We start from the raw sequence: 15,606 nt of genomic DNA on the forward strand, positions 1-15,606 counted from the left end.
TGCTATTAGCCACATTGAATATTAATTGTTTTTTTAGTCTGTGCGCAAAGAACATTTAACGGCAGTTTAGCCTTGCTTCAGATGCAAGAGATTTTAGATAAAAAACTATCATTAAGAAACAATAAGCTTAACTTGCTAAATTAATGATTTTTTCTTTTATTACTGATTAATTTTATAAACACCATCACAGTTAGCATTAAAATAAAAAACAACAAAACATTACCTATCACGCCACCACCAGTTATTGGCCCATTCTTCTTTTGAACTACACCTTGATTTTTCTGCTTTTCTCTCAAAGTTTGGGCAGTTTGTTCTAGAATCGCTTGATCGTTTTCTGCGCTAGCATCACCCGGATATGCCTGACTCAAAGCCTCGGGAGCAGCTTGGGCGTGAACACTGAACGACAATCCAAGGTTGATTGTTAGTGAGAACATAATCAAACAGGCTAGCGCCATGTCAGTCAACTTGCTTCCATGCATAGTTAATGTCTGTTGAATTGAAGTTAATAGCAATATAGCCAAAGTAATTTCAGATGCAGCATCTTCAAGTGATCAAACACAAAAACGGCCAGCTTGAAGCTGACCGTTTTGATTCGTGTTAATCAAAATTCATAAGGAACTGAAATTAAATTACACCCAACTCTCGTAGCCGTTCTTTCAAATAAGCATCGGCGGTATACCGATCAGATAGCTTGACCGCTGGACGAGGATGCAAAAATAACGGTAACGAAATTCTAGAGCGATTATGGTTGGCACCTTGCGGGTTAATCACTCTGTGGGTTGTAGAAGGGAAATAACCGCCAGATGCTTCTTGCAGCATGTCGCCAATATTCACAATTAAATTGCCAAAATCGCAGGGTACATCTAACCAGCCACCTTCTTTGTTCTTTACCTGTAAGCCGGGTTCGTTTGCTGCAGGCAAAATGGTAATCAGGTTGATATCTTCATGGGCCGCTGCTCGAATAGCACTGGCATCTTCATCACCTATCAGCGGTGGATAATGTAACACTCGCAGCAAAATTTGATCACTGTCTTTAATCATTCCCGACAAAGGCTCGTCATATAAATTGGCAACTTCCGCAGGAGAATGTTTTTCGATCCAACCAAGTAAGGTCGCAGCAAATGCAGAAGTTTGCTGATAATAAGTATCTAATTGCTGGCGTAAATGCTCTGGGCACTGGCCCCAGCCGTAGTAATGGAAGTATTCCTTGATGTCTTTAACGCTCTGCCCTTTAGCCGTTTCAGAAACTTCTGCAGGAAAAAAACCATCCTGAGTGCCTTTGTTATACACAAAATCATGCTTGGCAGTACTGTCAAAAAATGCTTGCCAATTTTGGTAAATCGCATCAACTATCTCTTGTGAAATCGGATGATTTTTTAGTACTCCAAAACCCGTATTTCTCAATGATTCAACAAAATTTTTTTCAGCATTCTTTGAGGTGAAATCTACAGCTTTAAGTTGCATAACAATGTCTCTTTCTAAATTTAATTATTGTCTAGTGAAAATATTCTAATCAGCAGAAAAACGCGCTTTCTGCTGTTACAAAGCTAATGCCGAATACTGAAAATACTCGATAGCAGCTAATTTACACTAACCCTGCTTGCTTACCTAAAACAACGCGGGATTTAGCCAATCTAGCAAAGAGATGTTTTGATCTCTAGCACTTAACAAGCAAGTCTTTGACCAACGGACTAGCGCATGCTTTATAAGGACAATTATTGATCATAGGACTTATCAAGCAAAGCTGTGGATAACTCGGGGATAGCCCTGTCAGCAAAAGATCACTGACAGGTTAACTATCTGTATTTACACAGCTAGATCGGCTTTACTTCAACTGATCAAAATTCAACCAAACGGTTCAGTATTAACTCGCCACCGACTGCTGAACCTGCGCACACTGATGTGATTGAAACAGCGGAGAAACCTGATCAAACCAAGGCTGTGCCTGCTCTAGCTGATGCGCCACACTAAATAACAACCCTTCGTTATTTACAGCGGCCATCAATTGCACACCGATCGGCGTATTATTTTGATTCCAATATAAAGGCACTGACATCGCTGGCGCACCAGTCAAATTAGAGAGCTGGGTAAAAGGTGCTTTGCTCAGCGCGTCATAAGACATCTGCTCTAGCAATCCAGCTTTAATTGCTAGTCGTGGAATACCGGGAATTGCCAATAATTTCATCGAGAGTTCTTCGGCCTTTGACGGATATAAACTGCCTACCGGCTGTGGAGCATCACCCAAAGTAGGGGTTAATAACAGATCATATTCTTGATGGAATTGGCCCATTTTTCGGCCCAACAAATTCCAACCATTAATTGCCGTGACATATTCACCAGCAGTTACCGTTTCACCTAATCGTGCTAGGGCTCTGGTAGTAGGTTCTAAATCGAGCTGCGAGGCAGGCAAATTAAATTGCTGGCTTAATCTGCGCACTTCTGCTGCCATTTGCCCCATATACATCGTCAAATAACCATTACGAATTAAATCACCATTAATATCTGGCTCAACTAACTCGACATGATGGCCGAGGGCTTGCAACAACTTTGCAGTGTGCTCCACTGCATCAATACAATCTTTAGCCACCGGGCTGCCAATCGGCGATGTAACGGAAAAGCCTATCTTTAACTGCTTTGGCGGCGTTCCCATTGCTGCCCGCCAGCTATCAGGCCGTATTGCAGTAGGCCAACCATCGCCAGCGCAGCTAGCAGCAGAAATATCTAACATCGCTGCGCTATCTCGAACCGAGCGTGTCAGCACATGCTCGACCGCTGCGCCCTCCCAGATTTGACGAAAATCTGGACCAGTTGGAATCAAGCCTCGACCCGGCTTAAAACCAAATAAACCACAACAACTGGCAGGAATGCGAATCGAGCCACCGCCATCACCACCCGACGCCATCGGTAAAATACCACTGGCAACTGCCGCTGCAGAACCGCCGCTAGAACCACCTGGGGTTAATGACAAATCCCACGGATTACGACAAGCACCAAAAGCCTTTGGCTCAGTAATCCCCATCAAACCCATTTCTGGGGTATTGGTTTTGCCGAAAATAATCAGTCCAGCCTGTTGCCAGCGCTTAACTAGATCTGAGCTATGGCTACTTTGAAAGTTTTTTAATGCATTACTACCATTGGTAATCGGGGTGCCTTTCAGTTGAGCCAACAGATCTTTCAACAGAAAAGGAACGCCACTAAAAACACTACTTTGATTAGTTTGCGGCAATGCATTTAACGACTGGCTAGCAAACTCCGGCAAGTCACGAATAATGGCATTAATTTTCGGATTAACCTGAGCAGCACGAGCGCGTGCTTCATTCAACAATTCTGCTGCAGTGATCTGCTTTTTGGCAATCAATTGTGCAAGACCGATAGCGTCATACTCGGTATATTCTGCAAAGCCAGTCATAGTGGGTTCCTTAGAATTATTTTTGGAAACTGAGACAGATTATGCCGCAAAACGCATCGATTGAATTGACCGATTTGTTAAAAAATACTCATTTTATTTTTACTGCCCATATGTGCATCAAATTTATAAAACCCGTAGGACATGAGACTGCCCAGACTCAAATCGTTATACTTGGCAGCATTCAATATTAGAGTTTTTCCAGATATGCCACAGCTTATTTTTCAGCATGACGATTTCTATCTATTTCACAAGCCTCACAACCTGTCATTCCATCAAGATGGTGATGTATCAGGCATGTGCCAATTGGTAAATCAACTCACTAACGAAGCCTTGCTTCCAGTACACCGGTTAGACCGAATGACCTCTGGCCTCGTTTTATTTGCCCGCAATAAAACTGCTGCTGCCGCACTTTCAAAAGGCTTTGCAGAGCGCACAGTTAAAAAATGTTATCTAGCAATTTCTGATAAAAAGCCCAAGAAAAAACAAGGACTGGTAAAAGGAGACATGGCGGCGGGTCGTCGTGGTGATTACAAGCTATTACGCGCTCAAGACAACCCGGCAATTACCCGTTTTGAAAGTAGCTCGATAGACGAAGGCACTCGGCTATATCTGCTGAAACCGGAAACTGGCAAAACGCATCAACTTCGGGTGATGATGAAAAGCATCGGCGCACCAATTCTGGGCGACAACCGCTACTATCCACAAACCGAGCAATCAGCACCCACAACACCAACAGATCGGGGATATTTACATGCCTGGATGCTGCAATTTGAATTTGCCAGTCAGCCATGGCAATTTTTCTGTCGACCACTAGCTGGCCAAAAGTTCTCAACCGAAACTTCAATTCAGAAAATTGATAGCTGGCAAGAGCAGTTAGCCGAAGCTAACGCCCGGATTTTTTAAAGAAATTGTTTCTAATCAGGTGATGGGAAATCTTTGATTGATTCCTAGACTAGCGATAACGATTATAAAGCCACTCGCAACTTAACAACGATTGCCTGACTAAGAGCAACGGAAACATCACCATGTCTCAACTAGATACTACAACGACATCAAAGCGAGCCCTGTGGCTATTTCTGCCAGTGGTTTTGAACTTTGTAATTATTGCGGCACACTTTTTACGCAGCGGAACACTCTGGATGTCAGCATTGCTGCTAGCTTGCCCGTTAATGCTGTTGATTCGACATTGGCTAGCCGCCCGATTCATTCAACTGATGCTGTTACTAATTTCTTTCGACTGGTTGCTAACTACTGCCTATATCGTTAACGAACGCATATCTTTTGGTTCGCCATGGCAGCGAGCGGCAATGATCCTGGTTGGCGTTGCTTTATTCTGTTTCTTATCTTGTTTTGTTTTTATCAATCGATCGCTAAAAGCGCGTTATGGCTTAGGTCGCAGTTAAAAATTTATTATTAAATACGACTAATACTCAAGCACTTTAATATATAGCCATAATATTAAAGTGCTTGAGAACTTAACAATTTAGCCTTGTAATTCTTCAACTATATTTTCTGGCACTTCTTCTGGAAAAAAATTAATTTCTGGTTTAAATAAATCTACCCAACCACGTAATGGATCTATCGGTTCTGGGGCTTCTTGCAGTGTTTTACGAATTGAATTGCTCATTAAATCCCGTAGCCATTTATGTGCCGGATTGTGGTGCTGACGACTGTGCCACACTAAATGATAAGCGAAAGGCTCATGGTTAACTGGCGGTTCAACCAGTTTTAATCCGAGTGTTTGTGCTTGTCGTAATGCTAAGCCACGTGGCATGGTTACGATTAAATCACTATTGGCAGCAATTGAAGGTGCAGCGGTAAAATGCGGCAATCGCAATACAATGTTGCGTTTTAGCCCTTGCTTGGCCAACTGTAAATCTATGTGGCCACGACGATCATTTCCTGTAGTAATTAAAATATGTCGTGCATCGCAATATTCATTTAATGTTAATTTTTTGCTTGCCAGTGGATGGTTGTAACGCATCACACAGACAAAGCGATCTTCACCTAAAGTTCGAGCATATATTTCTGCGGGTATCTGTTGGTCTAATGTTGCAAGAATCAAATCAACTTGACCTTGTTGCAATTGATCCATCATGTCACTACGACGTGAGACAATCTCAAAATTCATCCCTGGTGCTTCTCGGCTGAGCTCCGACATGATATTTGGCATAAAAACCTGAGAACCAAAGTCATTGGTCAGCACTCGAAATGAACCGCGGGCAGTACTTGGATCAAAGGTGGGAGATGCCAACAATTGCCCCACACTATCAAGTGTTTGCCCCAACTCTCCAACTAATGCTTCTGCCCTAGCTGTCGGCTTTAGGCCTTCGCGAGTACGCACAAAAAGCGGGTCGTTAAAAGTCGCGCGCAATCGTTGCAAGGTTCGGCTCATCGCCGATTGGGTAATCCCCAATTCAACCGCAGCTTTGGTGACATTATGAGTCTTAAGTAGTGCTTGTAGAGCAACAAGTAAGTTTAAATCTGTAGTAGCCAGAGGATGCATAATGACTCCTAATCATCTGGCGAATGATGCTAATGCATTGGGCGAATAATCGAAAGCCCTTTATGCTGCACACCTGTTAAGTGATTCAACAACAAAAAGGTTGCCGCATGAAAATTCTGATGATCATGACCTCTCATGGCCAGTTAGGAAACACTGGAAAAAAGACCGGTTTTTGGTTGGAAGAGTTTGCCGCCCCTTATTATCAATTTATTGATGCTGGCGTCGAAGTTGTTCTGGCCAGCCCTGCTGGTGGTCAACCACCGGTTGATCCAAAAAGCGTATCAGAAGATCTTCAAACTGACGCAACTCGCAGATTTGAAAAAGATATTGATGCCAGAACCATGCTTTCCAATACTCGAAAATTATCTTTAATCGTGCCAGATGCATTCGATGCTGTATTTTTCCCTGGCGGTCATGGGCCACTGTGGGATTTGGCGGATAACCCAGAAACAGCACGATTAATAGAATATTTTTATCAGCAGAAAAAACCAATTGGTGTTGTTTGTCATGCGGCAGCTGTTTTATGTCAGGCCATGGATGGCGACCATCCCCTAGTATCAGGTAAGCGACTGACTGGATTCAGCAATTCTGAAGAAGCTGCTGTTGATTTAACTTCGGTTGTTCCTTTTTCAATTGAAGACCGCTTAATTGAATTAGGTGCTAGTTATTTTAAAGCGGATGACTGGACGCCATATGTAGAAGTCGCTGCAGGAATAATTAGCGGGCAAAACCCTGCTTCTTCCGATGTAACTGCATCAGTATTAATGGATGCCGTACGTGGAGAAGTTGTTTAAATTCATCAAGTAAAATGAATCTAACATACTGATCGCTATATTTTTAAAATTTCCTAGTGGAAATGATCGGTAAATTCAGGTTAATTTGTAATTTCAAATACAATTACCTGCTTCGCCTAACCGTAATTTCTGGGCTGTAGTTTTTTGGGTATAGATGAATAATTTTCAATTTTATAATCCAACACGTATTTTGTTCGGTGAAGGACAAATCGCCTCTGTTGCAGACAACATCCCCCAGGGGAGCCGTGTTTTGTTTGCTTATGGCGGCGGTAGCATTCACAAAAATGGTGTTTATGATCAGGTTAGAAAATCATTAGAACAGTTTGAGTTTTTTGAATTTTCTGGAATAGAAGTAAATCCTTCTTTTGTCACGTTAATGGAAGCAACTTCTCTAGTTCAGAGAGAAAATATCGATTTCATATTAGCTGTCGGCGGTGGCTCGGTGGTTGATGGCGCTAAGTTTATTGCAGCTGCATCAGTCTACGAGGGTGATGCTTGGAATATCATGACTAAGCCGAATCAGGTTAAACAAGCACTACCTTTAGGCTGTGTTTTAACCCTGCCGGCAACTGGCTCAGAAAGTAATGGCAATAGCGTAGTTACTCGCTATGAAACCCATGAAAAGTTAGGTTTTTTCAGCCCATTAGTTTTCCCGCGCTTTGCAGTACTTGATCCAACCACCACCTTGACCTTGCCGCAGCGCCAGGTAAGCAATGGTGTTGTTGATGCATTTGTTCATGTGATTGAACAGTATTTAACCTACCCGGTTAATGCACCGATACAAGATGGATTTTCTGAAAGTTTGCTGAAAACCTTAATTAGCGAAGGGCCGAAAGCGCTGGCTAATCCGAATGATATTACGGTACGCAGTAATATTATGTGGAGTGCCACTTTGGCACTAAACGGGCTAATCAGTAGTGGCGTGCCACAAGACTGGGCAACCCATATGATTGGCCATGAGCTGACTGCGCTACACGGCGTTGATCATGCCGTCAGCCTTGCGATTATATTGCCACCACTATTGCAAGAAATGACCGAAGAAAAGCATGCTAAGTTGCTGCAATACGCAACGAATGTCTGGAATATTGATTCCGGTGACGACGCTTCAAAAATTGCACTAGCCATTGAAAAAACTCGTGATTTTTTTGAATTGATGCAGATTAAAACACGTTTGTCAGACTATCAAATCGGCAAACATGATATTCCTGAAATTCTCGGCCAGTTAGAAAAGCACAATATGATGCAACTTGGTGAAAGAGGCCAAGTAACCTTAGATCGCACTCAAAAGATTTTGTTAAACGCTTTATAACTAAGTGCCTATTGGGAGATAAAAATGCTTACTTTGCACCATTTGAATCAATCTCGCTCAAAACGCATTATCTGGATGCTAGAAGAGTTAGGTGTTGAATATCAAATTAAAGCTTATCAGCGAGATGCAAAAACATTTTTAGCGCCAGTGGAATTAAAAGCGATCCACCCATTAGGCAAATCGCCGGTTATTGAAAATAACGATCTGGTTCTGGCTGAATCAGGTGCGATCATAGAATATTTAATCGAAAAATTTGACGCAAAAGAAGTTTTCGCTCCAGCCAAGAACTCTAAGGAATATGCCCATTACTTACAATGGTTGCATTTTGCAGAGAGCTCAGCAGCATTTCCATTATTAATGGATTATTTTTTAAAGAAAGATGCTTCTCAGTCTGAATTTTTAAATGGCTACGTTGCGATGGAATTAGAAAAAATTCTTAGCTATTTAAGCGATCATTTACAGCAACAACCATGGCTAACCGGACAACAATTTACCGGTGCTGATGTATTAATTTCATTTATTTTTGAAATTGCATCATCCATGGGATTATTAGCAGACTACCCAGTGCTTCAAGATTACTTAGCTCGATTGAAACTGCGACCAGCAGCCATCAAGGCTGAACAAATAGAAGCTGAACACTAGGTATAAATAGATATAAACAATCACTAGTGATTGTTACTGAGCATAGCCAGAGCTAAAGGAATAGATCTGGTATAAAAAAAGCAATAAGTGTAAACCCGTCGTGAACCGATACTGACTACCCGGCCAGGTAGCTCAGCATCGGTTTTTTTTTGCCTGAAAAATATCTTTAGGATGTAGGTTTGATAAGCCTTCGGCGCAATCAGACATTTTTGGAATGTACTGCCAGATGTCTGATTTCGTTAACACTCATCAAACCTACACAAACCGCTACAAATTTACGCCGCCTTAGCCAATTCCGGTTGGCTGATTTCAGCTTTCGACCGAATCAACATCAGCAACAGCGGTGGCAAGAAGATAAAGTCAATGAACAAGGCAATTAAAATAGTCGCTGCAGTAAGAATACCGGCATCTGAATTCATACCAAATACCGAGAATGCAAGCACACCAAAATTGGCAACTAGAATAATCGTTGTGACAAACAACGCCACGCCCACTGTCTTAAATGCATAACGAATTGCATCGGCAGTATCCAGCCCTTGCTCTCTTTGTGCTCGTAAGAACTTGCTCAAAAAGTGCACCGTATAATCGACCACAATTCCCATGGTGACACCGGTTACCATCGACAATCCTAAACCAACTTGACCAAATAACATGCCCCACAAGCCAAAACCAACTGCTATCGGTAGCATATTTGGTAGCAAACTAATCAAACCAAACTTGGCTGATTTTAAAGCCACTGCCAAAATGGCACTAATCACCAGCATCGCCAGAAAAGCCCCTTCCAACATCGAATACATATTGTTGTAACTGATGTGAGCAAACATCACATCGGAGCTTGAACCTTCGTGATACATAGTTTTTGGTGCATTTTCATTTAACCAGCTTTTGGCTCGTTCTTGCAGACCTAACAATTCAGAAGTAGGCAAATTCTTCAAGGTCGCAGTTAAGCGAATGGATGATTTATCAATGTCTATTTGATTGTTTAAATCCAGGCCAAATGGCAGTGACATTTCATACATTAACAAGTACTGAGCGGCTAAATCTCGCTGCTCAGGCAATTGATAATATTCAGGCTGCCCAGCATGCATATTCTGGTTTAACTGCTTAAAAGTATCAGTAATTGTTTGAACATGAACCACTTCAGACTGACTACGATACCAATCGGTAAAAGCATCAACCGTGGCTAAAAATTCCGGGTTGCTAATGCCGCCTGATTCACCTGAACTGAGCGAGTACTCGATAGTTGCCAAACCGGTTAAATTCGCTTTGGTGTAATCATTCACCTGTCGAATCAGCAATGATTCATCAAAATACTCAGCCCAATTATCATAAAGCTTGTTGGCAGGCATAAATGCCACCGTTGCAATAATCAGCACTAGACTTAATGGCAGCAGCTTTTTGCTATGGGCAATCACCCAATCGGCAAATACTTCCATGGAATGACTAGCTTGTTCATCGCGGCCACTGACTCGAATCGGTAGAATCATCATTAATGCCGGCAGCAGGGTAATCGACATCAACCATGCGACGGTCACACCAATCGCTACTGTGTTTCCAAGGTCGTGGAATGGCGGTGTATCAGAGAAATTCAGCGATAAAAAACCAATCACTGTTGTGATACTGGTAATAAATACTGGCGAGAAGTTAATCCGCAAACTTTCAGCCATGGCTGCCCTACGATCTTTACCATTTCGCAGCTGCTGAAAAAATGCCACCAATATGTGAATACTGTCGGCCACCGCCAAGGTCAAAATCATGGTCGGCGCATTGGCCAGCGGCGGTGTTAGGTACAAACCCATCCAGCCAGCCATTCCCATTGCCATGCCGATCGAAACAAAAATAATCGCCAAACTACCTAAAGTACCGCTGATCATGGTGATCCAGCTGGCACCCGAAGCAATAAACATATAAACCGCAATACACAAAACAGCCACGGCAAACGCAACCGGAACCAAATGCTTGAGATCCCACATGGTGGCTTCTTTAAAAGCATTATTGTTCATAATCTTGCCTGTCAGCCGGAACTCAACATCCGGGTATTTGGCAATAAACTGGTCTCGTAATGCCCGACTCGCTTTCACCACTTCTGGCTGCGTCCCGAATTTATCTTTCTCCGGTAGCTGAACCGTAACCAAAATGGCAGTAATTGATCCCTGCGGATTAATCAATCGCTTGACCAGCAACGGCTCATTGGTTGCGATATTTTTTATTTTCTGCAGGTCTGCATCGGTAAGTACTGCCGGGTCGTCAACCAAACTCGCCACATTAAGGTCATCTTCCAATGCCTCGGTATGTTGATAGTTGGTAATCGAATCGACACGCAGTGAGTAAGGAATTTGCCATGCAGCATCTGTCAGCTGATGAATAATACTCAAGGTAGGTTTGCTGAAGACCTGATCATCTTTGGGAGAAATGACAAACAGCAGGGTGTCACTCTTGGTATAGGTCTGCTGCAAATGCTCAAACGCCTGCATCTCTGGATTTTCACTAGAAAAGAACATCCGGTAATCGGCGTTTGGAGTCAGTGGAAAACCCCCTAAAGTTGCGGCAAACAGCACCATGCACAGGCCAAGCACGCTATAGCGCCAGCGCAGCACCGTGGATATAAAAGACTCCAACATATCTATTGCTCTTATTGTTATTTTTATTGTGGTTGTGTTGTTTTGCAGCGGGCATAAACGAAAATTAATGCACGTGCATTAACCGGCATTATTAGGGAGAAGTGTTTTAGGTGCAAGGGATAAGGTAAATTGCCAGCGTCGGTTGCACGGAGCATCCGTAGGCGCGACCTGCAACTTGACCATGGTGCGATAAATACCAGCGGTTGATATTTAGCAAAACCAAATTGACATATTGTTTGCCGGGCATTTATCGCCAACCTCGAAAGAATGAATAAAAGAAGATGATTGTTTGCCCACGTAGGTTGCACGGAGCAGCCGTAGGCGCGACCTGCAACTTGACCATGGTGCGATAAATACCAGCGGTTGATATTTAGCAAAACCAAATTGACATATTGTTTGCCGGGCATTCATCGAAAGCCCCGAAAGTTGCAGGTCGCACCTAGCGCACCTAGCGCACCTAGCGCTCCGTGCAATCTACGTATTCTACTTTTGCAACGCTTTAACCTTTCTTCGCTTACTGCGTAAATCTTTTTCCAGCTCACTGAGTTCTGAGTTGATTGCATTAACTGAGATATGAATTTCCATCACCGACAAAGCCAGAGATAGCAATAAAAGCACTAGGCTGAAACCAAATACCCACTCACCTAGCAACGCTTGATCAATGAAAATTAGCAGCATAGTGACCACACAAAAGAAAAAGCTCAATGAACCCATCAATTGCATACCACGGATCAGATTAACCCGATAACGCAGTTGTTTAATTTGCTGCAGAACCATTGCCGAGCGAGTGTCGGTATATTTGTCTTTCAAACTGCGCAACAAGTTGGCAATCGTCAAAAATCGATTGGTGTACGCCAGCAACAGCAGCGAAATAGCCGGGAATAATAAGGCGGGGGTCGTAACGTTAATCATCATGGTTTATCAAAAGTCTGTTCTGCAGCAATGATAACCGAGGTTATCTATAAAGACTTTGATCAAATAACCACTCAGGCTGAGTTGCCAAAACGCAGATTGCAGCTTTATACGAAATTTCGATTTTAATTTGAGTAACACCTGTGCTGCCAAAGAAGGCTGTACAGGTGTTTTTTGAATAATATGGTTAACTATTTGATGCAATGGTTGCTAATCAATGGCGCTTCATTAATCAAATATTGCAGATCAAAAATAATGTCTGCTGGGAACTCTGAAAAATCCTTACCCGGCTCTGAATTACTGATGCGAATCTTTAACTCACGAGCACTCAGAGTAGATACCAGTAGCTCCTGAGGCTTACTGACCACTAGTTTCCGCCAACGATTATGCGTCCAACTGACCAAACCTTGAACTTGCGTTAGCTGACCATCAATAATGAATTCTGTCGTAAACCCATCACCCACCATGCTTCTAAGAAAGGTATCCGTTTTGCCGTCTTTGCAGTCAAAAACCAATTCGGGCTTGATACGATCTTTATTTTGGCAAAGCACACCGGGGCTTTGGCAATTAGAGTCCATTCGACCTTCAAGAACCAGAGACAACCCAACCGAACCATCTGGCTGGTCTTCGCCTAAAATCACCTTGATTGGTGAGGTCAAATTAGCGATTCGACTCTCTAAATTTTCAAGACGGCTACGCAGTTGGCTATTACTATCCATGAGATTAACCAGCTCAGCTTTATGCTGCTCCAATAGCACTTCACCTGCTTCAATCACTTGCTTGTCATTACAAAGTGATCGTTCGCTCCAGCATGTTTGTGCTGTAGTGGCAAAAGATGCTGTCGACAGTAAAAGAATCGCCCCGAGACTTTTCAACTTCATAACCTGCTGATGTCCGTGTTATTGCTCATCCAAGTAACTCCAATCATAAACAAATCGCCACCACAAGAAACCCCAGTGAAAGCAGTCTGGCACGAATGGATAAAAAAAGTCGGGGGGAGGATCACAAAGAAAGCTAAGCAAAACAAAGCGGATAACAAGTTGTTTTTATTCGTCTAATGATTGGTTTGTTATTTTTGGGTTTGATATTGCTACGGCTCAATTGATTCGAGCCGTAACACATTATTCGTGGTAATTTGCCGCAAAATGTCTCATTTTCTAACTGGAAAATAGCTGCATAGCCATTTACCTAATCTGCATTAAAACAACCAGTTCCAAAAGCCTTGGTTCAAGTCATCCTTACATTTACGATACTGAGCACCGTAAGTGCTGGCTTGTCTTTTTACCTTCTTGGCCACCTTCACCAGCCAAGGTTTTTTACGATAGCTTTTGTTCTTATAGCCACCCCAACCTTCGTGATAGTTCAGGTATTGACCATAAGCGTCCCACTTTGAAACACCGTTTATTTTGTGAGTTTTGTTCATATACCAGCCGACAAAATCCATTGCATCATCAAAGTCATCGCGATCGGCACCCCAGTTACCAGTTTCTTTCAGATAGTCTGACCATGCGGCACTTTTAACCTGTGCAAAACCATAGGCAGAGCTAACCCGGCCCCATGGAATAAAGCCCAGCAAGTAATCTTTCGGTGGCAAAGCATCGCCACGAAAGCTCGACTCTTGCTTGATAATCGCCATCGGAATTTGTAACGGCTGACCCCATTTTTTCTGGCTATCCAGCGCCGCGGCGTACCAGTCTTCATTTTCTTCAAAAATCGTACACAGATTATTCGGGTTACTCGGTCGATAGTTTCCACCACAACCGGTCACCAGCAAAACGCAGATAACCAGTATTAGAGAACGCAGCCGCATATTGTTTCCTTCGGGGTCTATTCACCACAATTTTTGATTGCCGGAACTGCCAATCAATGAGAGAGTCAAAACAATTTCACCAATAACAATAATAAAACACAATGAAACACCTCAAGACATTATTCATTCCTTTATATATATCACTCGCTTTTACCGGTTTATTACTAGCAGGCTGGAAAATCGCTGACACCAGCAGCAGTCTTTTTGCTGCAATGGCCCTTGCCGCCATCGCCGCACTGCCGATAGGTTTTTTCCTTTCGCTTTATCTCACGCCTCGCGCTCGAACCGATAGCCAGCTAAAACCCCTACAAACCGCCTCAGTATTATTAACCATTCCGGTGGCAATTTACCCTGACTGGACGATAGCTTTTGCCGCTGCAGCGATAAATATATCCGGTTATTTATATATTTATTGGTATTCACAGCTAATGCGCCCTCGCCCAGATGTCATTTCTGTTGGTGAAACCTTACCTTGGTTTGAACTGACCGATGCTGATGGCAATAAAGTCACCAGTTTACAGCTTGCCAATAAGCCCAGCTTGATGATTTTCTATCGTGGTAACTGGTGCCCGTTGTGTATGGCGCAAATAAAAGAAGTCGCCAAAGCTTATCAGCAACTTGAATCCATGGGGATTCGAGTGGCCATGATCAGCTCACAACCGGCTAACCATACCAAAGTGCTGTCGGAAAAATTCAAAGTAGATTTCGACTGGCTGATTGATAACAATAACCAAGCTGCTCAAACGCTTGGGCTGGTCGATGAAGGCGGCACACCAGCGGTGTTTCTGCTGCAGGGCCACCGCGCCGATACCGCAATGCCAACGGTGGTAATGACCGATGCAACCGGCAAAGTGATCTTCGCTGATCTGACCGATAACTACCGCGTTCGGCCCGAGCCAGAAACCTTTATTGCAATTTTTCAGCAGCATTTGGATGCAGGAAAAGCTGCTTAGGTTTGTAGGTTGCAGCAAACTGCGGAGTTATTTGCTGGGTATCGTCATCCCGTATAGGGATGGCGGGAATGACCGGTGCCCCAAATTAACCTCGCGGGTGCTTCTGGCGAGAATGACGCGCGGGCTAGCAACATCAATCGAGTAATAATTTACAAGAAGAGGTACAAACATGATCCGGGTAATTATTGAACGCTGGGTAGATCCCACTTTAGTTGAACCACTGCGCCAACAGCTCGTTGAAATTCGTCAGCAGATTGTTAACAAACCCGGCTACCTTTCTGCCGAATCATTCCAAGATATGGATGACCCTGGCCATTGGATCGTGATGTCTAAATGGTCATCACGCAAAAATTGGCAAGACTGGGCCGACTCCAAACAACGGCAAGAACAACTGGCATTGATTGAAGCGCTATTGATAAAGCCAGAGAAAATCACCGTGTTTGAACCGCGTTAACTCCACATTTAATTGTTGGGCACGTAGATTGCACGGAGCGCTAGGCGAGACCTGCAACTTTCGGGGCTGGCGATAAACGCCCGGCAAACAATAGATCGGCTCGGCATTACGGTGGACATATCAACCGTTGGCGTTTGTTGCACCATGGTCAAGTTGCAGGTCGCGCCTACGGCTGCTCCGTGCAACCTACGCGGGC

General features: G+C 43.4%; 15 protein-coding genes. 7 read left to right on the plus strand and 8 right to left on the minus strand.

Going from position 1 to position 15,606, the window contains the following annotated elements; translation table 11 throughout:
- Positions 1–140 precede the first annotated feature (140 nt).
- The 3 genes from DC094_RS07735 to DC094_RS07745 all read right to left on the minus strand — a co-directional run bounded on the left by DC094_RS07735 (position 141) and on the right by DC094_RS07745 (position 3,409).
- On the minus strand, positions 141–479 hold the full coding sequence (locus tag DC094_RS07735; protein ID WP_116686542.1) for a hypothetical protein: 339 nt from the start codon (positions 477–479) through the stop codon (positions 141–143).
- 145 nt (positions 480–624) lie between these two features.
- Positions 625–1,464: an isopenicillin N synthase family dioxygenase gene (locus DC094_RS07740; RefSeq protein WP_116686543.1), complete on the minus strand. Its 840-nt coding sequence runs from the start codon at positions 1,462–1,464 to the stop codon at positions 625–627.
- 400 nt (positions 1,465–1,864) lie between these two features.
- Positions 1,865–3,409, minus strand: a complete 1,545-nt coding sequence (locus DC094_RS07745; RefSeq protein ID WP_116686544.1) for an amidase — start codon at positions 3,407–3,409, stop codon at positions 1,865–1,867.
- Between the two features lie 204 nt (positions 3,410–3,613).
- Between DC094_RS07745 and DC094_RS07750 the strand changes: the two genes are divergently transcribed.
- Positions 3,614–4,312 (plus strand): TIGR01621 family pseudouridine synthase, encoded by a 699-nt coding sequence (locus DC094_RS07750; protein ID WP_116686545.1) that lies wholly within the window; start codon positions 3,614–3,616, stop codon positions 4,310–4,312.
- A gap of 122 nt (positions 4,313–4,434) precedes the next feature.
- Positions 4,435–4,812, plus strand: a complete 378-nt coding sequence (locus tag DC094_RS07755; RefSeq protein ID WP_116686546.1) for a hypothetical protein — start codon at positions 4,435–4,437, stop codon at positions 4,810–4,812.
- An 80-nt stretch (positions 4,813–4,892) separates the two neighbouring features.
- Here the strand turns inward: DC094_RS07755 and DC094_RS07760 are convergent, their stop codons facing one another.
- A complete protein-coding gene (locus DC094_RS07760; RefSeq protein WP_116686547.1) occupies positions 4,893–5,915 on the minus strand; it encodes a LysR family transcriptional regulator in 1,023 nt (340 codons plus the stop codon).
- A 107-nt stretch (positions 5,916–6,022) separates the two neighbouring features.
- Here DC094_RS07760 and DC094_RS07765 point away from each other — a divergent pair, with 107 nt between their 5' ends.
- From DC094_RS07765 to DC094_RS07775, 3 genes are all read left to right on the plus strand, one after another.
- Positions 6,023–6,709, plus strand: a complete 687-nt coding sequence (locus DC094_RS07765) for a type 1 glutamine amidotransferase domain-containing protein (protein WP_116686764.1) — start codon at positions 6,023–6,025, stop codon at positions 6,707–6,709.
- A gap of 154 nt (positions 6,710–6,863) precedes the next feature.
- Entirely contained in the window at positions 6,864–8,018 is a 1,155-nt protein-coding gene (locus DC094_RS07770; protein ID WP_116686548.1) for an iron-containing alcohol dehydrogenase, read from the plus strand.
- A gap of 24 nt (positions 8,019–8,042) precedes the next feature.
- On the plus strand, positions 8,043–8,660 hold the full coding sequence (locus tag DC094_RS07775; protein WP_116686549.1) for a glutathione S-transferase family protein: 618 nt from the start codon (positions 8,043–8,045) through the stop codon (positions 8,658–8,660).
- 275 nt (positions 8,661–8,935) lie between these two features.
- Here the strand turns inward: DC094_RS07775 and DC094_RS07780 are convergent, their stop codons facing one another.
- From DC094_RS07780 to DC094_RS07800, 4 genes are all read right to left on the minus strand, one after another.
- The gene (locus tag DC094_RS07780) at positions 8,936–11,281 is read right to left on the minus strand and encodes an efflux RND transporter permease subunit (protein WP_116686550.1); all 2,346 of its coding nucleotides are present in this window, start codon (positions 11,279–11,281) and stop codon (positions 8,936–8,938) included.
- Positions 11,282–11,764: 483 nt separating this feature from the next.
- Complete coding sequence (locus tag DC094_RS07785; RefSeq protein ID WP_116686551.1) at positions 11,765–12,196, minus strand: DUF2721 domain-containing protein; 432 nt, start codon at positions 12,194–12,196, stop codon at positions 11,765–11,767.
- Between the two features lie 188 nt (positions 12,197–12,384).
- A complete protein-coding gene (locus DC094_RS07795) occupies positions 12,385–13,074 on the minus strand; it encodes a hypothetical protein (RefSeq protein WP_116686553.1) in 690 nt (229 codons plus the stop codon).
- 317 nt (positions 13,075–13,391) lie between these two features.
- A complete protein-coding gene (locus tag DC094_RS07800) occupies positions 13,392–14,003 on the minus strand; it encodes a transglycosylase SLT domain-containing protein (RefSeq protein WP_116686554.1) in 612 nt (203 codons plus the stop codon).
- 101 nt (positions 14,004–14,104) lie between these two features.
- On the opposite strand from DC094_RS07800, the gene DC094_RS07805 reads away from it, so the two are divergent.
- Together DC094_RS07805 and DC094_RS07810 are read left to right on the plus strand one after the other, a co-directional pair.
- Positions 14,105–14,956 carry a peroxiredoxin family protein gene (locus tag DC094_RS07805; RefSeq protein ID WP_116686555.1) on the plus strand — a complete coding sequence of 284 codons (852 nt, stop codon included), beginning with the start codon at positions 14,105–14,107 and terminating at the stop codon, positions 14,954–14,956.
- A gap of 169 nt (positions 14,957–15,125) precedes the next feature.
- Entirely contained in the window at positions 15,126–15,410 is a 285-nt protein-coding gene (locus DC094_RS07810) for an antibiotic biosynthesis monooxygenase family protein (protein WP_116686556.1), read from the plus strand.
- Positions 15,411–15,606: the final 196 nt, after the last annotated feature.

It is taken from the genome of Pelagibaculum spongiae, from assembly GCF_003097315.1.
Taxonomy (GTDB): domain Bacteria; phylum Pseudomonadota; class Gammaproteobacteria; order Enterobacterales; family Pelagibaculaceae; genus Pelagibaculum; species Pelagibaculum spongiae.

What these genes read in the sequence shown, in the direction of transcription:
- DC094_RS07760 (WP_116686547.1), bottom strand. Translation starts at nt 5,915, where the DNA reads ATGCATCCTCTGGCTACTACAGATTTAAACTTACTTGTTGCTCTACAA.
- DC094_RS07750 (WP_116686545.1), top strand. Translation starts at nt 3,614, where the DNA reads ATGCCACAGCTTATTTTTCAGCATGACGATTTCTATCTATTTCACAAG.
- DC094_RS07810 (WP_116686556.1), top strand. Translation starts at nt 15,126, where the DNA reads ATGATCCGGGTAATTATTGAACGCTGGGTAGATCCCACTTTAGTTGAA.
- DC094_RS07800 (WP_116686554.1), bottom strand. Translation starts at nt 14,003, where the DNA reads ATGCGGCTGCGTTCTCTAATACTGGTTATCTGCGTTTTGCTGGTGACC.
- DC094_RS07805 (WP_116686555.1), top strand. Translation starts at nt 14,105, where the DNA reads ATGAAACACCTCAAGACATTATTCATTCCTTTATATATATCACTCGCT.
- DC094_RS07735 (WP_116686542.1), bottom strand. Translation starts at nt 479, where the DNA reads ATGCATGGAAGCAAGTTGACTGACATGGCGCTAGCCTGTTTGATTATG.
- DC094_RS07780 (WP_116686550.1), bottom strand. Translation starts at nt 11,281, where the DNA reads ATGTTGGAGTCTTTTATATCCACGGTGCTGCGCTGGCGCTATAGCGTG.
- DC094_RS07755 (WP_116686546.1), top strand. Translation starts at nt 4,435, where the DNA reads ATGTCTCAACTAGATACTACAACGACATCAAAGCGAGCCCTGTGGCTA.
- DC094_RS07775 (WP_116686549.1), top strand. Translation starts at nt 8,043, where the DNA reads ATGCTTACTTTGCACCATTTGAATCAATCTCGCTCAAAACGCATTATC.
- DC094_RS07785 (WP_116686551.1), bottom strand. Translation starts at nt 12,196, where the DNA reads ATGATGATTAACGTTACGACCCCCGCCTTATTATTCCCGGCTATTTCG.
- DC094_RS07765 (WP_116686764.1), top strand. Translation starts at nt 6,023, where the DNA reads ATGAAAATTCTGATGATCATGACCTCTCATGGCCAGTTAGGAAACACT.
- DC094_RS07745 (WP_116686544.1), bottom strand. Translation starts at nt 3,409, where the DNA reads ATGACTGGCTTTGCAGAATATACCGAGTATGACGCTATCGGTCTTGCA.
- DC094_RS07770 (WP_116686548.1), top strand. Translation starts at nt 6,864, where the DNA reads ATGAATAATTTTCAATTTTATAATCCAACACGTATTTTGTTCGGTGAA.
- DC094_RS07795 (WP_116686553.1), bottom strand. Translation starts at nt 13,074, where the DNA reads ATGAAGTTGAAAAGTCTCGGGGCGATTCTTTTACTGTCGACAGCATCT.
- DC094_RS07740 (WP_116686543.1), bottom strand. Translation starts at nt 1,464, where the DNA reads ATGCAACTTAAAGCTGTAGATTTCACCTCAAAGAATGCTGAAAAAAAT.